General features: G+C 62.8%; 16 protein-coding genes. 7 read left to right on the plus strand and 9 right to left on the minus strand.

The window, feature by feature from the left end:
* Positions 1-20: 20 nt before the first annotated feature.
* Positions 21-1,139, minus strand: a complete 1,119-nt coding sequence (gene dnaN / locus LB529_RS18770; RefSeq protein ID WP_095765942.1) for a DNA polymerase III subunit beta — start codon at positions 1,137-1,139, stop codon at positions 21-23.
* On the opposite strand from dnaN, the gene LB529_RS18775 reads away from it, so the two are divergent.
* Positions 1,138-1,356, plus strand: coding sequence for a hypothetical protein (locus LB529_RS18775; RefSeq protein ID WP_224711942.1), 219 nt, complete (start codon positions 1,138-1,140; stop codon positions 1,354-1,356). The genes dnaN and LB529_RS18775 overlap by 2 nt on opposite strands.
* On the opposite strand, the gene dnaA is transcribed toward LB529_RS18775, so the two are convergent.
* From dnaA to LB529_RS18800, 5 genes are all read right to left on the minus strand, one after another.
* Positions 1,340-2,887, minus strand: a complete 1,548-nt coding sequence (gene dnaA / locus LB529_RS18780; RefSeq protein ID WP_095765941.1) for a chromosomal replication initiator protein DnaA — start codon at positions 2,885-2,887, stop codon at positions 1,340-1,342. The two genes, LB529_RS18775 and dnaA, sit on opposite strands and share 17 nt — an antisense overlap.
* 843 nt (positions 2,888-3,730) lie before the next feature.
* Positions 3,731-3,997 (minus strand): 30S ribosomal protein S20, encoded by a 267-nt coding sequence (gene rpsT, locus LB529_RS18785; RefSeq protein WP_095765940.1) that lies wholly within the window; start codon positions 3,995-3,997, stop codon positions 3,731-3,733.
* A gap of 303 nt (positions 3,998-4,300) precedes the next feature.
* Positions 4,301-5,074 carry an enoyl-CoA hydratase gene (locus tag LB529_RS18790; protein ID WP_224523387.1) on the minus strand — a complete coding sequence of 258 codons (774 nt, stop codon included), beginning with the start codon at positions 5,072-5,074 and terminating at the stop codon, positions 4,301-4,303.
* A 46-nt stretch (positions 5,075-5,120) separates the two neighbouring features.
* Positions 5,121-6,011, minus strand: a complete 891-nt coding sequence (mutM, locus tag LB529_RS18795; protein ID WP_224711943.1) for a bifunctional DNA-formamidopyrimidine glycosylase/DNA-(apurinic or apyrimidinic site) lyase — start codon at positions 6,009-6,011, stop codon at positions 5,121-5,123.
* Positions 6,004-7,242, minus strand: a complete 1,239-nt coding sequence (locus tag LB529_RS18800; protein WP_224711944.1) for a phosphopentomutase — start codon at positions 7,240-7,242, stop codon at positions 6,004-6,006. Before LB529_RS18800 ends, mutM begins: the two co-directional genes overlap by 8 nt.
* Before the next feature lie 134 nt (positions 7,243-7,376).
* On the opposite strand from LB529_RS18800, the gene LB529_RS18805 reads away from it, so the two are divergent.
* Positions 7,377-8,315, plus strand: coding sequence for a phosphate/phosphite/phosphonate ABC transporter substrate-binding protein (locus tag LB529_RS18805; protein ID WP_224630431.1), 939 nt, complete (start codon positions 7,377-7,379; stop codon positions 8,313-8,315).
* Positions 8,316-8,318: 3 nt separating this feature from the next.
* Here LB529_RS18805 and LB529_RS18810 read toward each other — a convergent pair whose 3' ends face one another.
* The 3 genes from LB529_RS18810 to LB529_RS18820 all read right to left on the minus strand — a co-directional run bounded on the left by LB529_RS18810 (position 8,319) and on the right by LB529_RS18820 (position 10,130).
* On the minus strand, positions 8,319-8,936 hold the full coding sequence (locus LB529_RS18810) for a TadE/TadG family type IV pilus assembly protein (protein ID WP_224709407.1): 618 nt from the start codon (positions 8,934-8,936) through the stop codon (positions 8,319-8,321).
* Between the two features lie 37 nt (positions 8,937-8,973).
* Positions 8,974-9,537 carry a TadE/TadG family type IV pilus assembly protein gene (locus tag LB529_RS18815; RefSeq protein ID WP_224548784.1) on the minus strand — a complete coding sequence of 188 codons (564 nt, stop codon included), beginning with the start codon at positions 9,535-9,537 and terminating at the stop codon, positions 8,974-8,976.
* Between the two features lie 170 nt (positions 9,538-9,707).
* Positions 9,708-10,130, minus strand: coding sequence for a pilus assembly protein N-terminal domain-containing protein (locus LB529_RS18820; RefSeq protein WP_095765934.1), 423 nt, complete (start codon positions 10,128-10,130; stop codon positions 9,708-9,710).
* Positions 10,131-10,475: 345 nt separating this feature from the next.
* Here LB529_RS18820 and LB529_RS18825 point away from each other — a divergent pair, with 345 nt between their 5' ends.
* The 5 genes from LB529_RS18825 (at position 10,476) to LB529_RS18845 (ending at position 14,641) form a co-directional block, all read left to right on the plus strand.
* Positions 10,476-10,655 carry a Flp family type IVb pilin gene (locus LB529_RS18825; protein ID WP_095765933.1) on the plus strand — a complete coding sequence of 60 codons (180 nt, stop codon included), beginning with the start codon at positions 10,476-10,478 and terminating at the stop codon, positions 10,653-10,655.
* A 157-nt stretch (positions 10,656-10,812) separates the two neighbouring features.
* Positions 10,813-11,331, plus strand: coding sequence for a prepilin peptidase (locus LB529_RS18830; protein ID WP_224711945.1), 519 nt, complete (start codon positions 10,813-10,815; stop codon positions 11,329-11,331).
* Between the two features lie 219 nt (positions 11,332-11,550).
* Positions 11,551-12,363, plus strand: coding sequence for a Flp pilus assembly protein CpaB (gene cpaB, locus LB529_RS18835; protein ID WP_224523395.1), 813 nt, complete (start codon positions 11,551-11,553; stop codon positions 12,361-12,363).
* Positions 12,360-13,895, plus strand: coding sequence for a type II and III secretion system protein family protein (locus LB529_RS18840; protein WP_224711946.1), 1,536 nt, complete (start codon positions 12,360-12,362; stop codon positions 13,893-13,895). The genes cpaB and LB529_RS18840 overlap by 4 nt, the downstream gene beginning before the upstream one ends.
* Positions 13,896-13,909: 14 nt before the next feature.
* Positions 13,910-14,641: a CpaD family pilus assembly protein gene (locus LB529_RS18845; RefSeq protein ID WP_224711947.1), complete on the plus strand. Its 732-nt coding sequence runs from the start codon at positions 13,910-13,912 to the stop codon at positions 14,639-14,641.
* Positions 14,642-14,650 lie beyond the last annotated feature (9 nt).

Genomic DNA, 14,650 nt, shown 5'->3' on the forward strand with positions numbered 1-14,650 from the left:
CATATAGGCCTGTCCCGCACCTAGACCCGCATCGGCATCAGCACGTAGAGCGCGGTCTCGTCGGCCATGTCGTGGATCAGCGTCGGCGAGCCGGCATCGGCCAGCATGAATTTCGCCTCCGTGCCGGTGAGCTGGGCCGCGACGTCGAGCAGATATTTGGCGTTGAAGCCGATCTCGATCGGGTCCGAAGAATAGTCGGCCGCCAGTTCCTCGGTGGCGCTGCCCGAATCCGGATTGTTGACCGCGAGCGTCACCTGGCCGTCATTGATCGAAAGCTTCACCGCCCGGCCGCGTTCGGAGGAAATGGTCGAAACGCGGTCTACTGCCGCAGCGAAGCTCTGCCGGTCGATGATCAGCTTCTTGTCGTTGCCGGTCGGAATGACGCGCTGATAGTCGGGGAAGGTGCCGTCGATCAGCTTCGAGGTCAAAACGACGCTGCCGATGGTGAAGCGGATCTTGGTGTCCGACAGCTCCGTGGTCACCGCCACGTCGGGATCGTCGACCAGCTTCTGCAGCTCGCTCACCGTCTTGCGCGGAATGATGATGCCGGGCATGCCTTCGGAGCCTGCCGGCGCGTCGATCTCGGCCCGCGCCAGGCGATGCCCGTCGGTCGCCACCGAGCGCAGCTTCAATTTGCCGCCGACCTCATGCGTGTGCAGGAAGATGCCATTGAGATAATAGCGCGTCTCTTCGGTGGAGATGGCGAACTGCGTCTTGTCGATCAGCCCTTTGAGCGCCGCCGATTCCAGCCGGAAGATATGCGAGAACGAGCCGGCAGAAAGCTCCGGGAAGTCGGATTGCGGCAGGCACTGCAGGCGGAAGCTCGAACGGCCGGAGGTGACGGTCATCGCATTGCCGTCCTCGTCCGTCTTCAGCATCACCTCCGCGCCGTCGGAAAGCTTGCGCACGATGTCGTAGAGCAGATGCGCCGGCACCGTCGTCGCGCCGCCGCGCTCGACTTTGGCGGGCGTTGCCTCCGTCACTTCGAGGTCGAGGTCGGTCGCCTTCATCTCGAGGCTGGCGCCCTCGGCGCTGAGCAGCACGTTGGACAGGATCGGTATGGTGTTGCGCCGCTCGACCACGCGGTGGACGTGGTTGAGGGACTTCAAGAGATTTGACCGTTCCAGGATAACACGCATGACGAAACAGGCTCGCTTCAAGAATGAACAGGTCACCGGCAGGCGGCATCCCGTGAAAGCTCTGAAAGGCTTCCAGAATCTCCGTAAGCTGACAGTAAAAAGCCTGCAAACGCAAGCCCGCGGCGCCGGTTCCGACCGGCGGCGCGGGCTTTCTGGGGATAAAGCCGGCGAAGCGTGCCGCCGGCTATTTCTGCGCTCCTTCAGGCCTGGTCGTTGATCAGCCTTCTGAGCAGTTCCAGTTCCTGCGCCAGCGTGTTGTCCCCGCCCGAAAGGTCCTCGATCTTGCGCACGGCATGCAGCACGGTCGTGTGGTCGCGGCCGCCGAACCGCCGCCCGATCTCCGGCAATGAGCGCGGTGTCATCACTTTCGACAGATACATCGCCACTTGCCGCGGCTTGACGATCGTGCGCGTGCGCCGATTGGACAGAAGCTCGGTCTTCGACACGTTGTAGTGGCGCGCCACGATGCGCTGGATGTCCTCGATGCGCACCCGCTTCGGCTCGCCGGAGCGGTAGATGTGACCGAGGATCTCGTCGATGCGGTCGATGGTGATCTGCGGCTCGAAGGACTGGCGGAACAGAAGCTGGTTGAAGGCGCCTTCGAGCTCGCGCCCGCTGCCGGTCACCGTGCGCGCGACATGCTCCAGGATCTCGTCCGAGATGTCGAGCGAGGTGTCATCGGTCTTGGTGCTGGCGCGGCGCAGTTTCAGCATGCCGAGCCGCATGGCGAAATCCGGCGCCGACATTTCCAGCGCCACGCCGCCATTGAGGCGCGAACGCACGCGCGGCTCCAGCGATTCCAGTTCCGAGGGCGGCCGGTCGGCCGCGACCACCACCTGCTTGGCGCTGTCGAGCAGCATATTGATGAGGTGGCAGAATTCGTGCTGGATCGACTTGCCCTGCAAGAACTGCATGTCGTCGATGATCAAGAGATCGATATCGCGCAGCTGCTCCTTCAGCGTCAGCGCGTTGTTGTCGCGGATCGCGGTGGCGAAGCGCCACATGAAATATTCCGCCGTCAGGTAGACGACGCGCGACTTCGGGTTTTGCCGCAGCGATTCCGCGGCGATCGCTTGCAGGAGGTGCGTCTTGCCGAGCCCGACGGTCGCGTGCAGGAAAAGCGGGTTGAAACGCACCGCGCTCGACTGCGATTCCGCCACCGCCCTGGCCGCTGCGAAGGCCACCCTGTTCGACGGCCCTTCGATGAAGGAGGAGAATGTGTAACGCGGGTCAAGCGGCGACCCCAGCACATTGTGGCGGAACTCCGGTTCCGCTGACACGCCCTGGCGGGGCGCCGGCGCCCGTTGCTCCACACGCCCGGCGCTCGCGGTGCCGTTGGCAAGCGCGGTATGCGTCTGCTTGGTCATCTTGCGCGCCGGCGCGATCTCGGGCTCGACAGGATTGCGCCCCTGGCGCGTTGCAGTGCGCACGACGATCTCGATCTTGAGGACGTCCGCATCCTCATGCCGCCATAGCTCGGCGATAAGCTCGAGATAGTGGCCATTGATCCAGGACCGCAGGAAGGCTGTAGGCACGGAGATGCGAACGACGCCGCGGGAAGCCTCGGCGACCTTCATGCGACCGAACCAGCTCGAATAGACCTCGGCTCCAAGACGCGCCTTCAACTGGGCCTTTACCCGTTCGAACTTCTGTTCCGCGTCGCTGGATACCGCCACGTCGCCCCCTCCGACAAAAGTTGCTGGAAATGGGAGCTCGCCCGCTATCTCCCTTTCAATGCCGCTCTGCATGATCAAAGTCCCTTTGTCTTCTCGTACCCTTTTTCCGCCGGGGATGCGCCTCCTGCATCCTTGGTCCGGCGACCCTCATTCAGCCGCGATGCCATTGCCGCCGCCGGCAATGATCGTCGCAACTCGCGCAAGGGACCAGCTGCCGGCTCCGCACGCCGGCCACCGACAAAGACAAGTCAATACCTCACCCTCCGGCGAAAACGCCGGCGAGACATCGACTGCCATGTACAATTACGCCAGTCCCCTACCCGCACCGAAGAGACAAACCAAGCCGTACGCGGAATTGCTCCACGTCATGAATTCCGCCATTTTGTGCTGGCCGATTCAGGCTGGGTCAGGGGCTAGAGCCCGTCCCTTCGATGGATGGACATTACCGAAATCGCTGTGGATAGGGCAAGGCCACATCTAACGGTTTTTTAACGAATCTGGTTACCGGACGGGGCTCAAAATCGGGAGCTGCGCCGGCACGTTTTGACAAAGCCATTGTGATTCAAACCCTTTTCCGGCGAATATGAAAAAGGCCGCCCGAAACGAAATATTCTGAAATAATTGTCTTGACAGCTACTTCTCCCCCGCCGCTCGACCTTGAGCTGAACAAGCTGTGGACGACCGGCTGTAAGCCTATGAAAAGACTGCGGATTTTTTGCCAGGCAAATTTAGGCAGTTGCCGCGGAGAGGGCGTTCCGCTGTCAGCGGCGTTGAATATGCCGGCAAAACATTACTGGCGTTGGAATCACGTCCCGAGCGTTGCTCACGAGCAATTTTTTTAAGTACTTGCCGGCAAACGAAAAAAACCCGGTCTATGCGACCGGGTTCAACATCGATGGAGTAAGGAATAGTCGGTCAGGCCGACAGCGTCTTGACCCGCTGGGCCAGCCGCGAAACCTTGCGGGAAGCCGTGTTCTTGTGAACGACACCCTTGGTGGCGGCGCGCATCAATTCCGGCTCCGCCGCCTTGAAGGCTGCCACCGCCGCGGCCTTGTCGCCGGCGGCCAGCGCCTCTTCGACCTGGCGCACATAGGTGCGGACACGCGAGCGACGGTTCTTGTTGATCGCCGCGCGGCGGGCGATCTTGCGCGTTGCCTTTTTGGCCGAAGACGTGTTGGCCATGATGCCTCTCTTCCGATCTGGTGGGCGCCAGCGGGTGCCGCAGGGCGCAAAAAACAAACGGGCAGCCACAGGCCGCCTCGGTTGGTGCGGCTTATAGTTCAGCTTTTCCGGCGCGTCAACGCCACTTGGCGGTCTTTTTGGAGACTGAAAGCGCATCACGTCGTGACCCGCCTTCAGTCATTGGGCAAGGTGCCCTAGAGCCGGATGATTTCAGGTCGAGTCGACCTGAAATCATCCGGCTCTAAATCAAAGAGAGAGCATGATGTCGTCCGAAAACCGCTCCACACTTTTCGGCATCATGCTCTAGCGGTTGGTGAAATTCGGCTTCCGCTTCTCCACAAACGCGGCCATGCCTTCCTTCTGATCGTCGAGCGCGAACAGCGAATGGAACAGGCGGCGCTCGAAGCGCAGCCCTTCGGCGAGCGTCGTCTCGTAGGCGCGGTTGACCGCCTCCTTGGTCATCATGACCGACGGCAGCGAGAACTCGGCGATCTTGGCCGCCGCCTTCAGCGCCTCCTCGGCGAGCTCGGCGACCGGCACCACCCGCGAGACCAGTCCGCTGCGCTCGGCTTCGGCAGCGTCCATCATCCGCCCGGTCAGGCACATGTCCATTGCCTTCGACTTGCCGACGAATCGGGTCAGCCGCTGCGAGCCGCCCATGCCCGGCATGACGCCGAGCGTGATTTCGGGCTGGCCGAACTTGGCGTTGTCGCCGGCGATGATGAAATCGCACATCATGGCCAATTCGCAGCCGCCGCCGAGCGCATAGCCCGCGACCGCCGCGATGATGGGCTTGCGCGTGCGCGTGAATTCCTCCCAGCCGACGAAGAAGTCCTGCGTGTAGGCGTCGGCGAAGGACATCGCCTGCATTTCCTTGATGTCGGCGCCGGCGGCAAACGCCTTTTCCGAGCCTGTAAGCACCATCGCGCCGATCTCGGGATCGGCATCGAACGCGCGCGCGGCCGCCACGACCTCCGCAAGGACCTGCGAATTCAGCGCATTGAGTGCCTTGGGCCGGTTCAGCGTGATCAGCCCGACCTTGCCGCGTGCTTCCACGATAATGGTTTCATAGGCCATGGTTCGCTTCCTTCCGCGGCAGTGGGATGATCGATACGTTCCTAGCTTACCGCTGACAGGCCCGGCAATAGAAGGTCGAGCGGCCGCTTTGCACGATGCGCTCGATGTGGCCGCGGCAGTCCGGCTTCGGGCATGGCTCTCCCTCGCGATCGTAGACCGCGAAGGAATGCTGGAAATAGCCGAGCGACCCGTCGGCCTGGACATAGTCGCGCAGCGAGGAGCCGCCGGCGGCGATCGCATCGGCGATGACCGAGCGGATCGCTTCGGCAAGGCGCGCGCTTTGCTCTTTCGCCTTCTTGGCCGACCCGGCGATGGTGCCGGCTTCGCGCAGCGGCGAGAGGCCGGCGCGCCACAAGGCCTCAGCCACGTATATATTGCCGAGTCCGGCGATCAGCCGCTGGTCGAGCAGGGCTGCCTTGAGCGGCGATCTGCGACCCTTCAACAGCGAGGCGAGCAGGGGACCGTCGAGCGCGTTGCCAGTTGGCTCGATGCCGAGCCCCGCCAGCATCGGATGCGTGTCCGGCGCTCCTTCGGCAAACAGCATGAAGCCGAAGCGGCGCGGGTCGTTGAAGATGACGCGGGAGCGCTCGTCCCTCGGAGAGATGACGTCGAACACGACATGGTCGTGCTCCACGCTTTTCGAGCGCTCGTGGTGGAAGGCGCCGGGGACGTCGCTGCTTTCCGCGGCTTCGATCCGGAACGACCCCGACATGCCGAGATGGCAGATGAGAACCGGACCGTTTTCGATATGCATCGTTAGGTATTTGGCGCGCCGGCCAAGCGCCGTCACGGTCTTGCCGGCAAGCCGTTCCGAAAAGCGTTCGGGGAAAGGAAAGCGAAGGTCGGCCCTGCGCGCCTTGACCTCGACGAGCCGCGCCCCTTCCAGGACCGGCTGCAGACCGCGCCGGACGGTCTCGACTTCGGGCAGCTCAGGCATGGCCGCCTATCATCGCAAGGAACGATGTTCCGTGGCGACCGGCAGCCAGGCCGAGGTGGTCCGCGACGGTCTCGCCGATATCGGCGAAGGTCGGCCTGAGCCCGATGTCGCCGCCCCTCAGTCCCGGCCCGATACCGATCACCGGAATGCGTTCGCGCGTATGGTCGGTGCCGCGCCAGGTCGGATCGTTGCCATGATCGGCCGTGAGGATGAGCAGGTCGCCAGGCCTTATCCGCGACAGCGCCTCCGGCAGTCGGCGGTCGAACGCTTCGAGCGCTCCGGCATAGCCGGCGACGTCGCGCCGGTGACCGAACTCGGTATCGAAATCGACAAAATTGGCAAAAACCAGGTCGCCGTCGCCGGCATCGTCCATCGCGCTGAGCGCCTTGTCGAACATTGCCATGTTGCCGCCGGCCTTGCGCACTTCCGAAATGCCGCGATGAGCGAAGATATCGCCGATCTTGCCGACGGCGATGACCTTGTTGCCGCGCCCGGTCAGCCGGTCGAGCAGGGTCGGCTCCGGCGGCGGCACCGCATAGTCGCGGCGATTGTGGGTGCGCTGGAACGTGGCCGGCGTCTCACCCACGAATGGCCGAGCGATCACCCGACCGATCTTGAGCGGCTCGACCAGCCGACGTACCGTGAGGCAAAGCTCATAAAGCCGCTCCAGGCCGAAATGCGTCTCATGCGCGGCGATCTGCAGCACGGAATCGATCGACGTGTAGCAGATCGGCTTGCCGGTGCGGATATGCTCTTCGCCGAGCCGCTCGATGATCTCGGTTCCGGGTGCATGGCAGTTGCCGAGGATACCCGGCAGCTTGCCCTCGCGGATGATGGCGTCGGTCAGTTCGGCCGGAAAGGCGGGCACCGTATCGGGGAAATAGCCCCAGTCGAAACGCACCGGCAGGCCGGCGATCTCCCAGTGGCCGGAGGGCGTGTCCTTGCCGCTCGACACTTCCTGTGCGGCTCCATGAAAGGCCGAGGCGACCGGCGGCGCGTCGATACCGGTTTTCAGTCCCGTCGCGGTTTGCGCCGCCCGGCCAAGTCCGAGCGACATCATGTTGGGCACGGCGAGCGGCCCTTTGCGCAAACCTTGCCGATCTGCACGACCATCGGCGCAAGCCTGAAAAATATGCCTGAACGTGTCGGCGCCGTTATCGCCATAGCGTTCGGCGTCGGCCGCGCCGCCGATGCCGAAAGAATCGAGAACGAACAGGAACGCGCGCGCCATGGGTATCTTTATTGTGAGCCTTGATCGCCAGACATAAGGTTCCCCGGCGGCGTTGGCAAATCGGAAACCAAACCGCAACGGCTTGGCGCTATAGTTGCGGCGAGGCGCGGATGCGGGGCGGGAGCGTGGCAGGTATGGCAAGGCGCGGCAAAACCGCGACAAGGCAAGCCGTGAAGATGTGCGCGGCCGCTCTCGCGGCCTTAGGTGCCGCCTCCTCGCCGGCACGCGCCGACTGGCGTGGCGACATCGGCACGTTCCGCATCGGCATCGTTGCCGAACCAGGCGGCGGCAACACCGTCCCGGGGCTCGCGCGCCTGACCGACGCCTATGCCAATGCGCTCGGCATGACGGTCGAGTTCGTCGTTGCGCGCGACTACGCGGCGCTGATCGAGGCGCAGGCGAGCGGGCGCGTGCAATATGCGATCTATTCCGCTCTCGCCTATGCCACGGCCTCGGAGCGCTGCGGCTGCGTCGAGCCGCTGGTGGCGCCGGTCGATACCGACGGCGCCGTCGGCATCCGTTCCGTCCTGGTGACGCGCGACGGCCGGCTTGCGGACCTTGCCGCCATGGCTTCGCACCGGATCGCGATAGCGCCGGCCGAAAATGTCGGCGGCGCGCTGCTGCCGCTGACAGCGCTGCCGGCCGAAGGCGTCAACATCACCCGGGGTTCGCCCTTTCTGGCGCGCGCCGCTTCAGCCACTGCGGCCGAGACGATGCTCGCCGGCGGCGAAGCGGACGCCCTGTTCGGCTGGGAACCGGCCGATGCCGACGGACGATCCACCCGTTCCGGGGGCACCGTCGCGCGGCTGGAGGCTGCCGGCGTCCCAGAGGCGTCGCTTCGGGTGTTGTGGACCTCGGGCCTCTTGCGCTACGGGCCGCACGCCGTCCGCAACGATATCGATCCCGAGGCAAAGCGCCGGCTGACGGTCTTCCTGACCAATCTCAAGTCCCAGACGCCCGACATATACGATCTGCTGGAGGCCGCGCATACCGGTGGCTTTGTGCCGGCGGCGTCCAAGGACTACGCTATGGCCACGGCCATTGTGCGGCAGGCGTCCGACGGCCGGGACTGACCGTCAGCAGTCGCTGCAGGGGATCGTTGGGCTCCGGCGAGGCCGGAGATAATAAGTCTCGCTCATATTTATGTGGCTGAAGGTCGACAACAGTCCAAGCGCCTTCTGCTGGTTGTTGTTCTCGCTCCAGGCGATGACGGGCACATAGCCGAGGTCGCTTTCCACGCGGACCAGGAAAGTGTTGCGGATTTTCAGCGTCGAAGGGACGGTCGTGGTGTCGCCGGGACTGGCATCGACGCTGTAGGTGTTGCCCACCAGCTTGCGCGACCACGCCACCTTCACTGTCGGCGACGCCTCGTCGGATATCTGTATGCCGGTGATGATGATCGTTGGACTTGAGCGATTGTAGGGCCGAAGCGTCGATATGCCGATCTTCATCATTGCATCGAGGTTAGCCTTCACGACGGCCTGCTGCTGCGTGACGAGGTCCGCAACCATGCTGCCGATGCGGCTGACCTTCTTGCCGGTCTCGATGGCCTGCGAGGCCTCCATCGTGATGAAATACATGATCAGGAGCACCGGCACGATGAACGCGAACTCGATCGCCGCGATGCCGCGGCGATCGCGGCAAAACTGCTTCACCTTCGCCGAAATGCCCCGGAGTGCCCCCGCACTATGCATATCGTCCTCCACGCCGCGGCTTAGCCGTCGAGCAGTCTCAATTGTCGTCGAACGGTTCGTTCTGCCAGGTCACCGATGCGAAATGCAGCGTTTTCTTGTCCTTCAGATTTGCCATCGACTGGGCCAGGAAATCGGTCATCACCGGCCATTTGTAGAACACCCGCAGCATGTTGATGGACTCTGCCAATCCGGGCGAGACGGTTGGGGTCGTCGAGTTCGTCCCCTGTGTAAGCACGATGTCTCCATCCACGATCTTGAAGCCTGCCGTGGCGGCGTCGGCGAAACTCGGATATTCGCGCAGATCGACCAGCAATCCCGGGCAGTCCTTGGCCACCATGATCTCAAGCCTGCTGCAGATCAGCTGCTTGATGGAGGCTTCGGTGACGTTCGACTTCTGCAACTGCCCGGTCCGCAGCTGGCGGGCCACGTCGTCGGTGACGTTGGCCATCACCTCCTGGCCGGCGAAAGAAATGCAGCTCTCGAGGATGGCGAAGACGAGAAGCGCGAACGGGATGGCCAGCATCGCGAATTCCATCGCCGTGCTGCCGCGCCTGTCGCTGAAGAAGCCGGGGCGCGATCTGGCGCGCGCCCTGTTGTCCATGCCGTTTCCGGGTGTGGCATCCTTGCTCATATTGCGTTCCTGCCGATCCCCTTTGCGGTACCGGCGGCAAGGTTAGCGATAACCCATTGAGTTCCGGTTTTGATGATCGTTAAATTCGTCGGGCAATCTTTAAGCCGTCTTTAATGCCCGTAGGTTCGCCCTCTCAGAGCTCAGTGCCCGGCGCTCATTTCGGCTTCGGAAGTTTTCTCGGCCTCGCTCTTGAATGCGCTCTCGCAATAGGGCGTGCAGGACATGGTCTGGACTTCGGCGCGTCGGTAGATGCGCACCGAGGAGGCGGCTTGTCGCACGACGGTCACCTGTTCGTCGATGATCGGGCTGCCTTCCGAATCGAGCACGACCAGATTGGTGACGCCGAAGCCTTTGCCGGTGAGAACGATGGTCGAGGCGTCCTGCACGGAGGCGTCGGCGATTGCCGGATTGCCGATGACGACCGTATCGGCCCCGCGTGACAATTTGACGATCTTGGCCTGGTTCATGGTGACTTCTATACCCGCGCCGGCGCTGGCCGGCATGACCAAGGCAGCAGTTGCCAGCAGCGCGGCGACTGGAAACAGCGATCTCGACAAGGTCATTGAAGCGCTCCCGGCAGGCAGATTCTTCAACGGAACATGAACGAGATTGGTGAAGTAACGGTTAAACCGGGCCCGCCATGATTAAGGATCGCCTGCATGGTGCGCCATGCGTCCATGGCGCTTACTGTTTTAGGAATATTGCACAAGCGCCGGTTTCTCGGGAACTCGGACCTCTGGCGATGTTTAGGCCACGGTTAACCACGCAGTGCGTTCGCCACCGGAAAGGAATCGGTAAGGCTGTTTATTAAGCCGATCGAAACGGCTTCTCCCTAGATTTGCGCCATCCGATCAACCCGGAAGAGAAGTTGACGGTAGTGCTGTAACACGTGGAGTAGGAGCTCTCGAATGTCTAATCTCATCGCACGTTTCGTGAAGGACGAATCCGGCGCGACCGCCATCGAATACGGTCTGATCGCCGCTCTCATCGCGCTTGCCATCATGGTTGGCGCTACCCAGCTCGGCGGCGCGCTGAACGCCAAGTTCGCCAACATCGCCGCCACCCTCAACGGCGCCACTGCTCCGTAATAAGGCTGCGTATCGCGCCTTTTCGACAGAAAGAAAAAGGGCCGCCGGCTGGCGGCCCTTTTTTATGGAGTCGGCCGATTTGATCGTCCGGCCTCATCGATCGTTAATCCAGCGCGCCTAGGATGACGCTGAAACATGCCACAGGCAGGCCGCATCCATGCTTGAAGCCGTGATCTTCGTCGTTTTTCCTTTCTGCATGCTGTTTGCTGCGATCTCGGACACGCTGTCGATGACGATCGCCAACCGCGTTCCCGTGCTGTTGGTGGCGACATTCGCGCTTGTTGCGCCGCTCGCCGGTATGGACTGGGCAACCTATGGCTGGCATTTCGCCGCCGGCGCCCTCGTGCTTGCCACGACCTTCGGCCTTTTTGCGCTCGGCGGCATGGGCGGCGGCGACGCCAAGCTTCTGGCCGCGACCGCTCTGTGGATGGGCCTCAACATCAACCTGGTCGGCTATCTGGTGACGTCGGCTTTCATCGGCGGCCTGCTTACCCTCGCAATCCTTGCCTACCGGAAATCGCCGCTCGTCACGTACACCGGCCACAGCCGATTTCTGCACCATTTCGCGGACGAGAATGTTGGCATCCCATATGGCATCGCGCTTGGCGCCGGCGGACTGATCACTTTCCCGGATTCGCCGCTGATGGTCTGGGCGCTGGAGAGGCTCACAACATAGGCCCGGCGATCTCGATGTCGGCGATCCCAGGCCGCCTTTTATCAGATCGGAAGGCGGCCCCGGCCGCTTTTTTCTGTTAACGGCACACTGTTCAATCCAATTTGAGTAAACCTTAAATTAATCACGATCGTAAGCATTACATTAACCTTGTTTTGACGATTGCAGCTGCAAAGTCCGGCCTGGCGAGGTGGTTGCCATGAGGCGAAGGGTTTCGGACGAATGCCAGCATCCCGATTGATTATTCTGGGCGTGGCTGCGGTCGCGGCGGGTGGCGCGGGCTACGTGGCGAAGAACATGGTCGTAGCGCCGCCGCCTCAGGTCATTGTCGATGCGCCCAAGCAGCCGGCGATCGCATTGCAGGACGTGCTGGTGCTTTCCGGTGACGTGTCAATGGGCAGCCAGCTCGGCAACAACATCAGCTGGGAAGAATGGCCGGCCGATGGCGTCAACGCCAATTTCATCACGCGCGCCGCCGAGCCTGACGCGATCGAAAAGCTCAAGGGCTCGGTCGCCCGCGTAGCCATGTATACCGGCGAGCCGTTGCGGCGCTCCAAGCTGGTCGGCGAGGGGCAGAGCTTCATGTCGTCGATCCTGCCTTCCGGCATGCGCGCCGTCGCCACCGCGATATCGGCCGACACGTCCGCCGGCGGCTTCATCCTGCCCAACGACTTCGTCGACGTCATCATGACCCGCCGCGCCGACACCGGCAACGGCGGCAGCGGCTTCAACACCGAGACGATTCTCAAGAACATCCGCGTGCTGGCCATCGACCAGACCATCCAGGAAGACGAGGAAGGTAAGAAGACCAGGGTCGGCCAGACCGCGACGCTGGAGCTGACGCCGCAGCAGGCGGAGATCATCACGGTGGCGCAGCAGATGGCCGACCGCCTGACGCTGGCGCTGCGCCCGATCACCGACATCCATGAAAAGAATACGGGCGAGGCCGACTATCTGGTCAACGGCAACGGCCGACGCGGAACCGTGCGGCTGATCAAGTCCGGCGAGGTTTCCGAGGTGGGAGCAAGGAAATGAGGCTGAACGGTAAACTGCTGCCCTTCCTGGCCGCCGCGGCGATCGGTTTTTTCGTGCTCGGCACCGGCGCCCCGGGGCTGGTCGAAGCCAAAGCCGCGGGAGCCGGCGTGTCGGCTTCCGTTGCCACGCAGCGCGTCAAGCTCGGCCTCAACAAATCCGTGGTCATCGACTTGCCGAGCGACGCCTATGATATCCTCGTCGCCAATCCGGCGGTTGCCGATGCCGTGACGCGCACCGCGCGGCGCATCTACCTGTTCGGCAAGACGGTCGGCGAGACCAACATCTTCGTCTTCGGCCCCAATGGCGAGCAGATCGTCAGCCTGGATCTGGCCGTCGAGCGCGACGTCGCAGGGCTGGAAGACTATCTCAAGCGCTTCATCCCCTCCTCGCAGATCAAGGTCGAGCTTCTCAATGACAACGTCGTGCTGACGGGCACGGTCGACACGCCGCTCGATTCCAAGCGTGCCGTCGACCTGGCCACCATCTTCGTGTCCGGCGGTGAAGCGACGACGGGCCAATATTCGCAGACCGCCGCCGGCGGCTCGGTCAATGGCGGCGTCGACATCAACAATCCCGACCAGGAGCGCCGGACCTCCAAGATCGTCAACCTCTTGCAGATCATCGGCGACGACCAGGTGACGCTCAAGGTGACCGTCGCCGAAGTCAGCCGCTCGGTGATGAAGCAGCTCGGCGTCAACATGTTCGGCAGCGGCGAGAGCAACGGCATCAGCTGGATGTCGACAGGCGACAACCCGATGGGGCTTGGCAAGCCCCTCAGCAATTCGGGATTTAACATCGGCTCGTCCTCGCTGCAGGCCTATGTCAACGCCATGGAACAGTCGGGGGTGATGAAGACGCTAGCCGAGCCGACTTTGACGGCAGTTTCAGGCGAGAAAGCCACGTTCAGGGTTGGCGGCGAGTATAATATTGTCTCCAGCCAGGCCATTACCGATCCTGACATCACCAAAGGCATTCCTGCGAAGCTGACGTACCAGCTCGACAAGGTCGATTACGGCATCGGACTGGAATTTCAACCGGTCGTCCTGTCCGCCGGTCGCATCAGCCTGAAAGTCCGGACGGCGGTTTCCGAGCCGACGACAGAAGGCTCCGCCGCATTTTCGACCGGCTCAAAGAACGTTCCCGCCGCAAACATTCTCTCTATTCGCAAGCGTCTCGCCGACACCACCGTCGAGCTCCCTTCGGGCGGCTCGATGATGATCGCAGGCCTTGTCCGCGACGATGTTCGCCAGGCTATCAGCCAGTTCCCTGGCTTGGGCAAGATCCCCGTCCTCGGCACGCTGTTCCGCAGCCGGGATTTTGTGCGCAACGAGAGCGAGCTCATCATCATCATCACGCCCTATCTGACGCGGCCGGTGGCGCGCAACGATCTCGCCAAGCCGGACGACAACTTCAACGCAGCAAGCGACGGCGCCGGCATGTTCCTCGGCCGCGTCAACCGGGTCTACGGCACCATGCAGACCGACAGGCCAGCCGGCCGCTACCACGGCGTCGTGGGCTTCATCTACAAATGAGTGGGAATGCGGATATGTCCAAGTCAGCATCGAAGGTCATGACGGTCCGGACAGCATCCGGTATCGCAAGGATCCGTCGGCAGGTGGTCCCGGCATTGGCGGTCATGCTTGCCGCGTCGCTCGCAGGTTGCGCCAACCGTGACAGCGTAACCGTCGGATCGATCCCGGACGACTACCGCACGACCCATCCGATCGTCATTGCCGAGAAGAACCAGAAGATCGACCTGCCGGTCGGCGCCGGTGATCGCGGCATGACCGGTGCGCAGCGCGATACGCTGCTCGGTTTTCTCGACCGCTACGACAAGAGCGCCGCGCCGGCGCTGACGATCGCGATGCCGGCCGGGTCCGCCAATGAGCTTGCCGCCCGTGCCGCCGGTCGCGATTTTGCCAGGCTCGCCATGGCAGCAGGCGTCAAGCGCAACCGTATCGTCATGACATCCTATCAGTCGGCGGTGCCGGAGGCGTCAGCGCCGGTGCGCGTCGCCTTCGTCGCAGTGAGGGCCCAGACCGACAAATGCGGGCGTTGGCCCGAGGACATGCTGGAGACGTCGCAGAACAAGCACTACGCCGACTTCGGCTGCTCCTATCAGAACAACCTCGCGGCTCAAATCGCCAATCCCAACGATCTGATCGGGCCGCGCAAACAGTCCGACATCGACGCCGAAAATCGCGGCGCGGTGATCGACAGGTACCGCGAGAGGGGCATCTCGGACGAGTTCCTCGGCAATTCGGAAGTAACCTACTAAGCTGCGCCG

Source organism: Mesorhizobium sp. CA5 (assembly GCF_020165105.1).
In the GTDB taxonomy this organism is placed as follows: Bacteria; Pseudomonadota; Alphaproteobacteria; order Rhizobiales; family Rhizobiaceae; genus Mesorhizobium.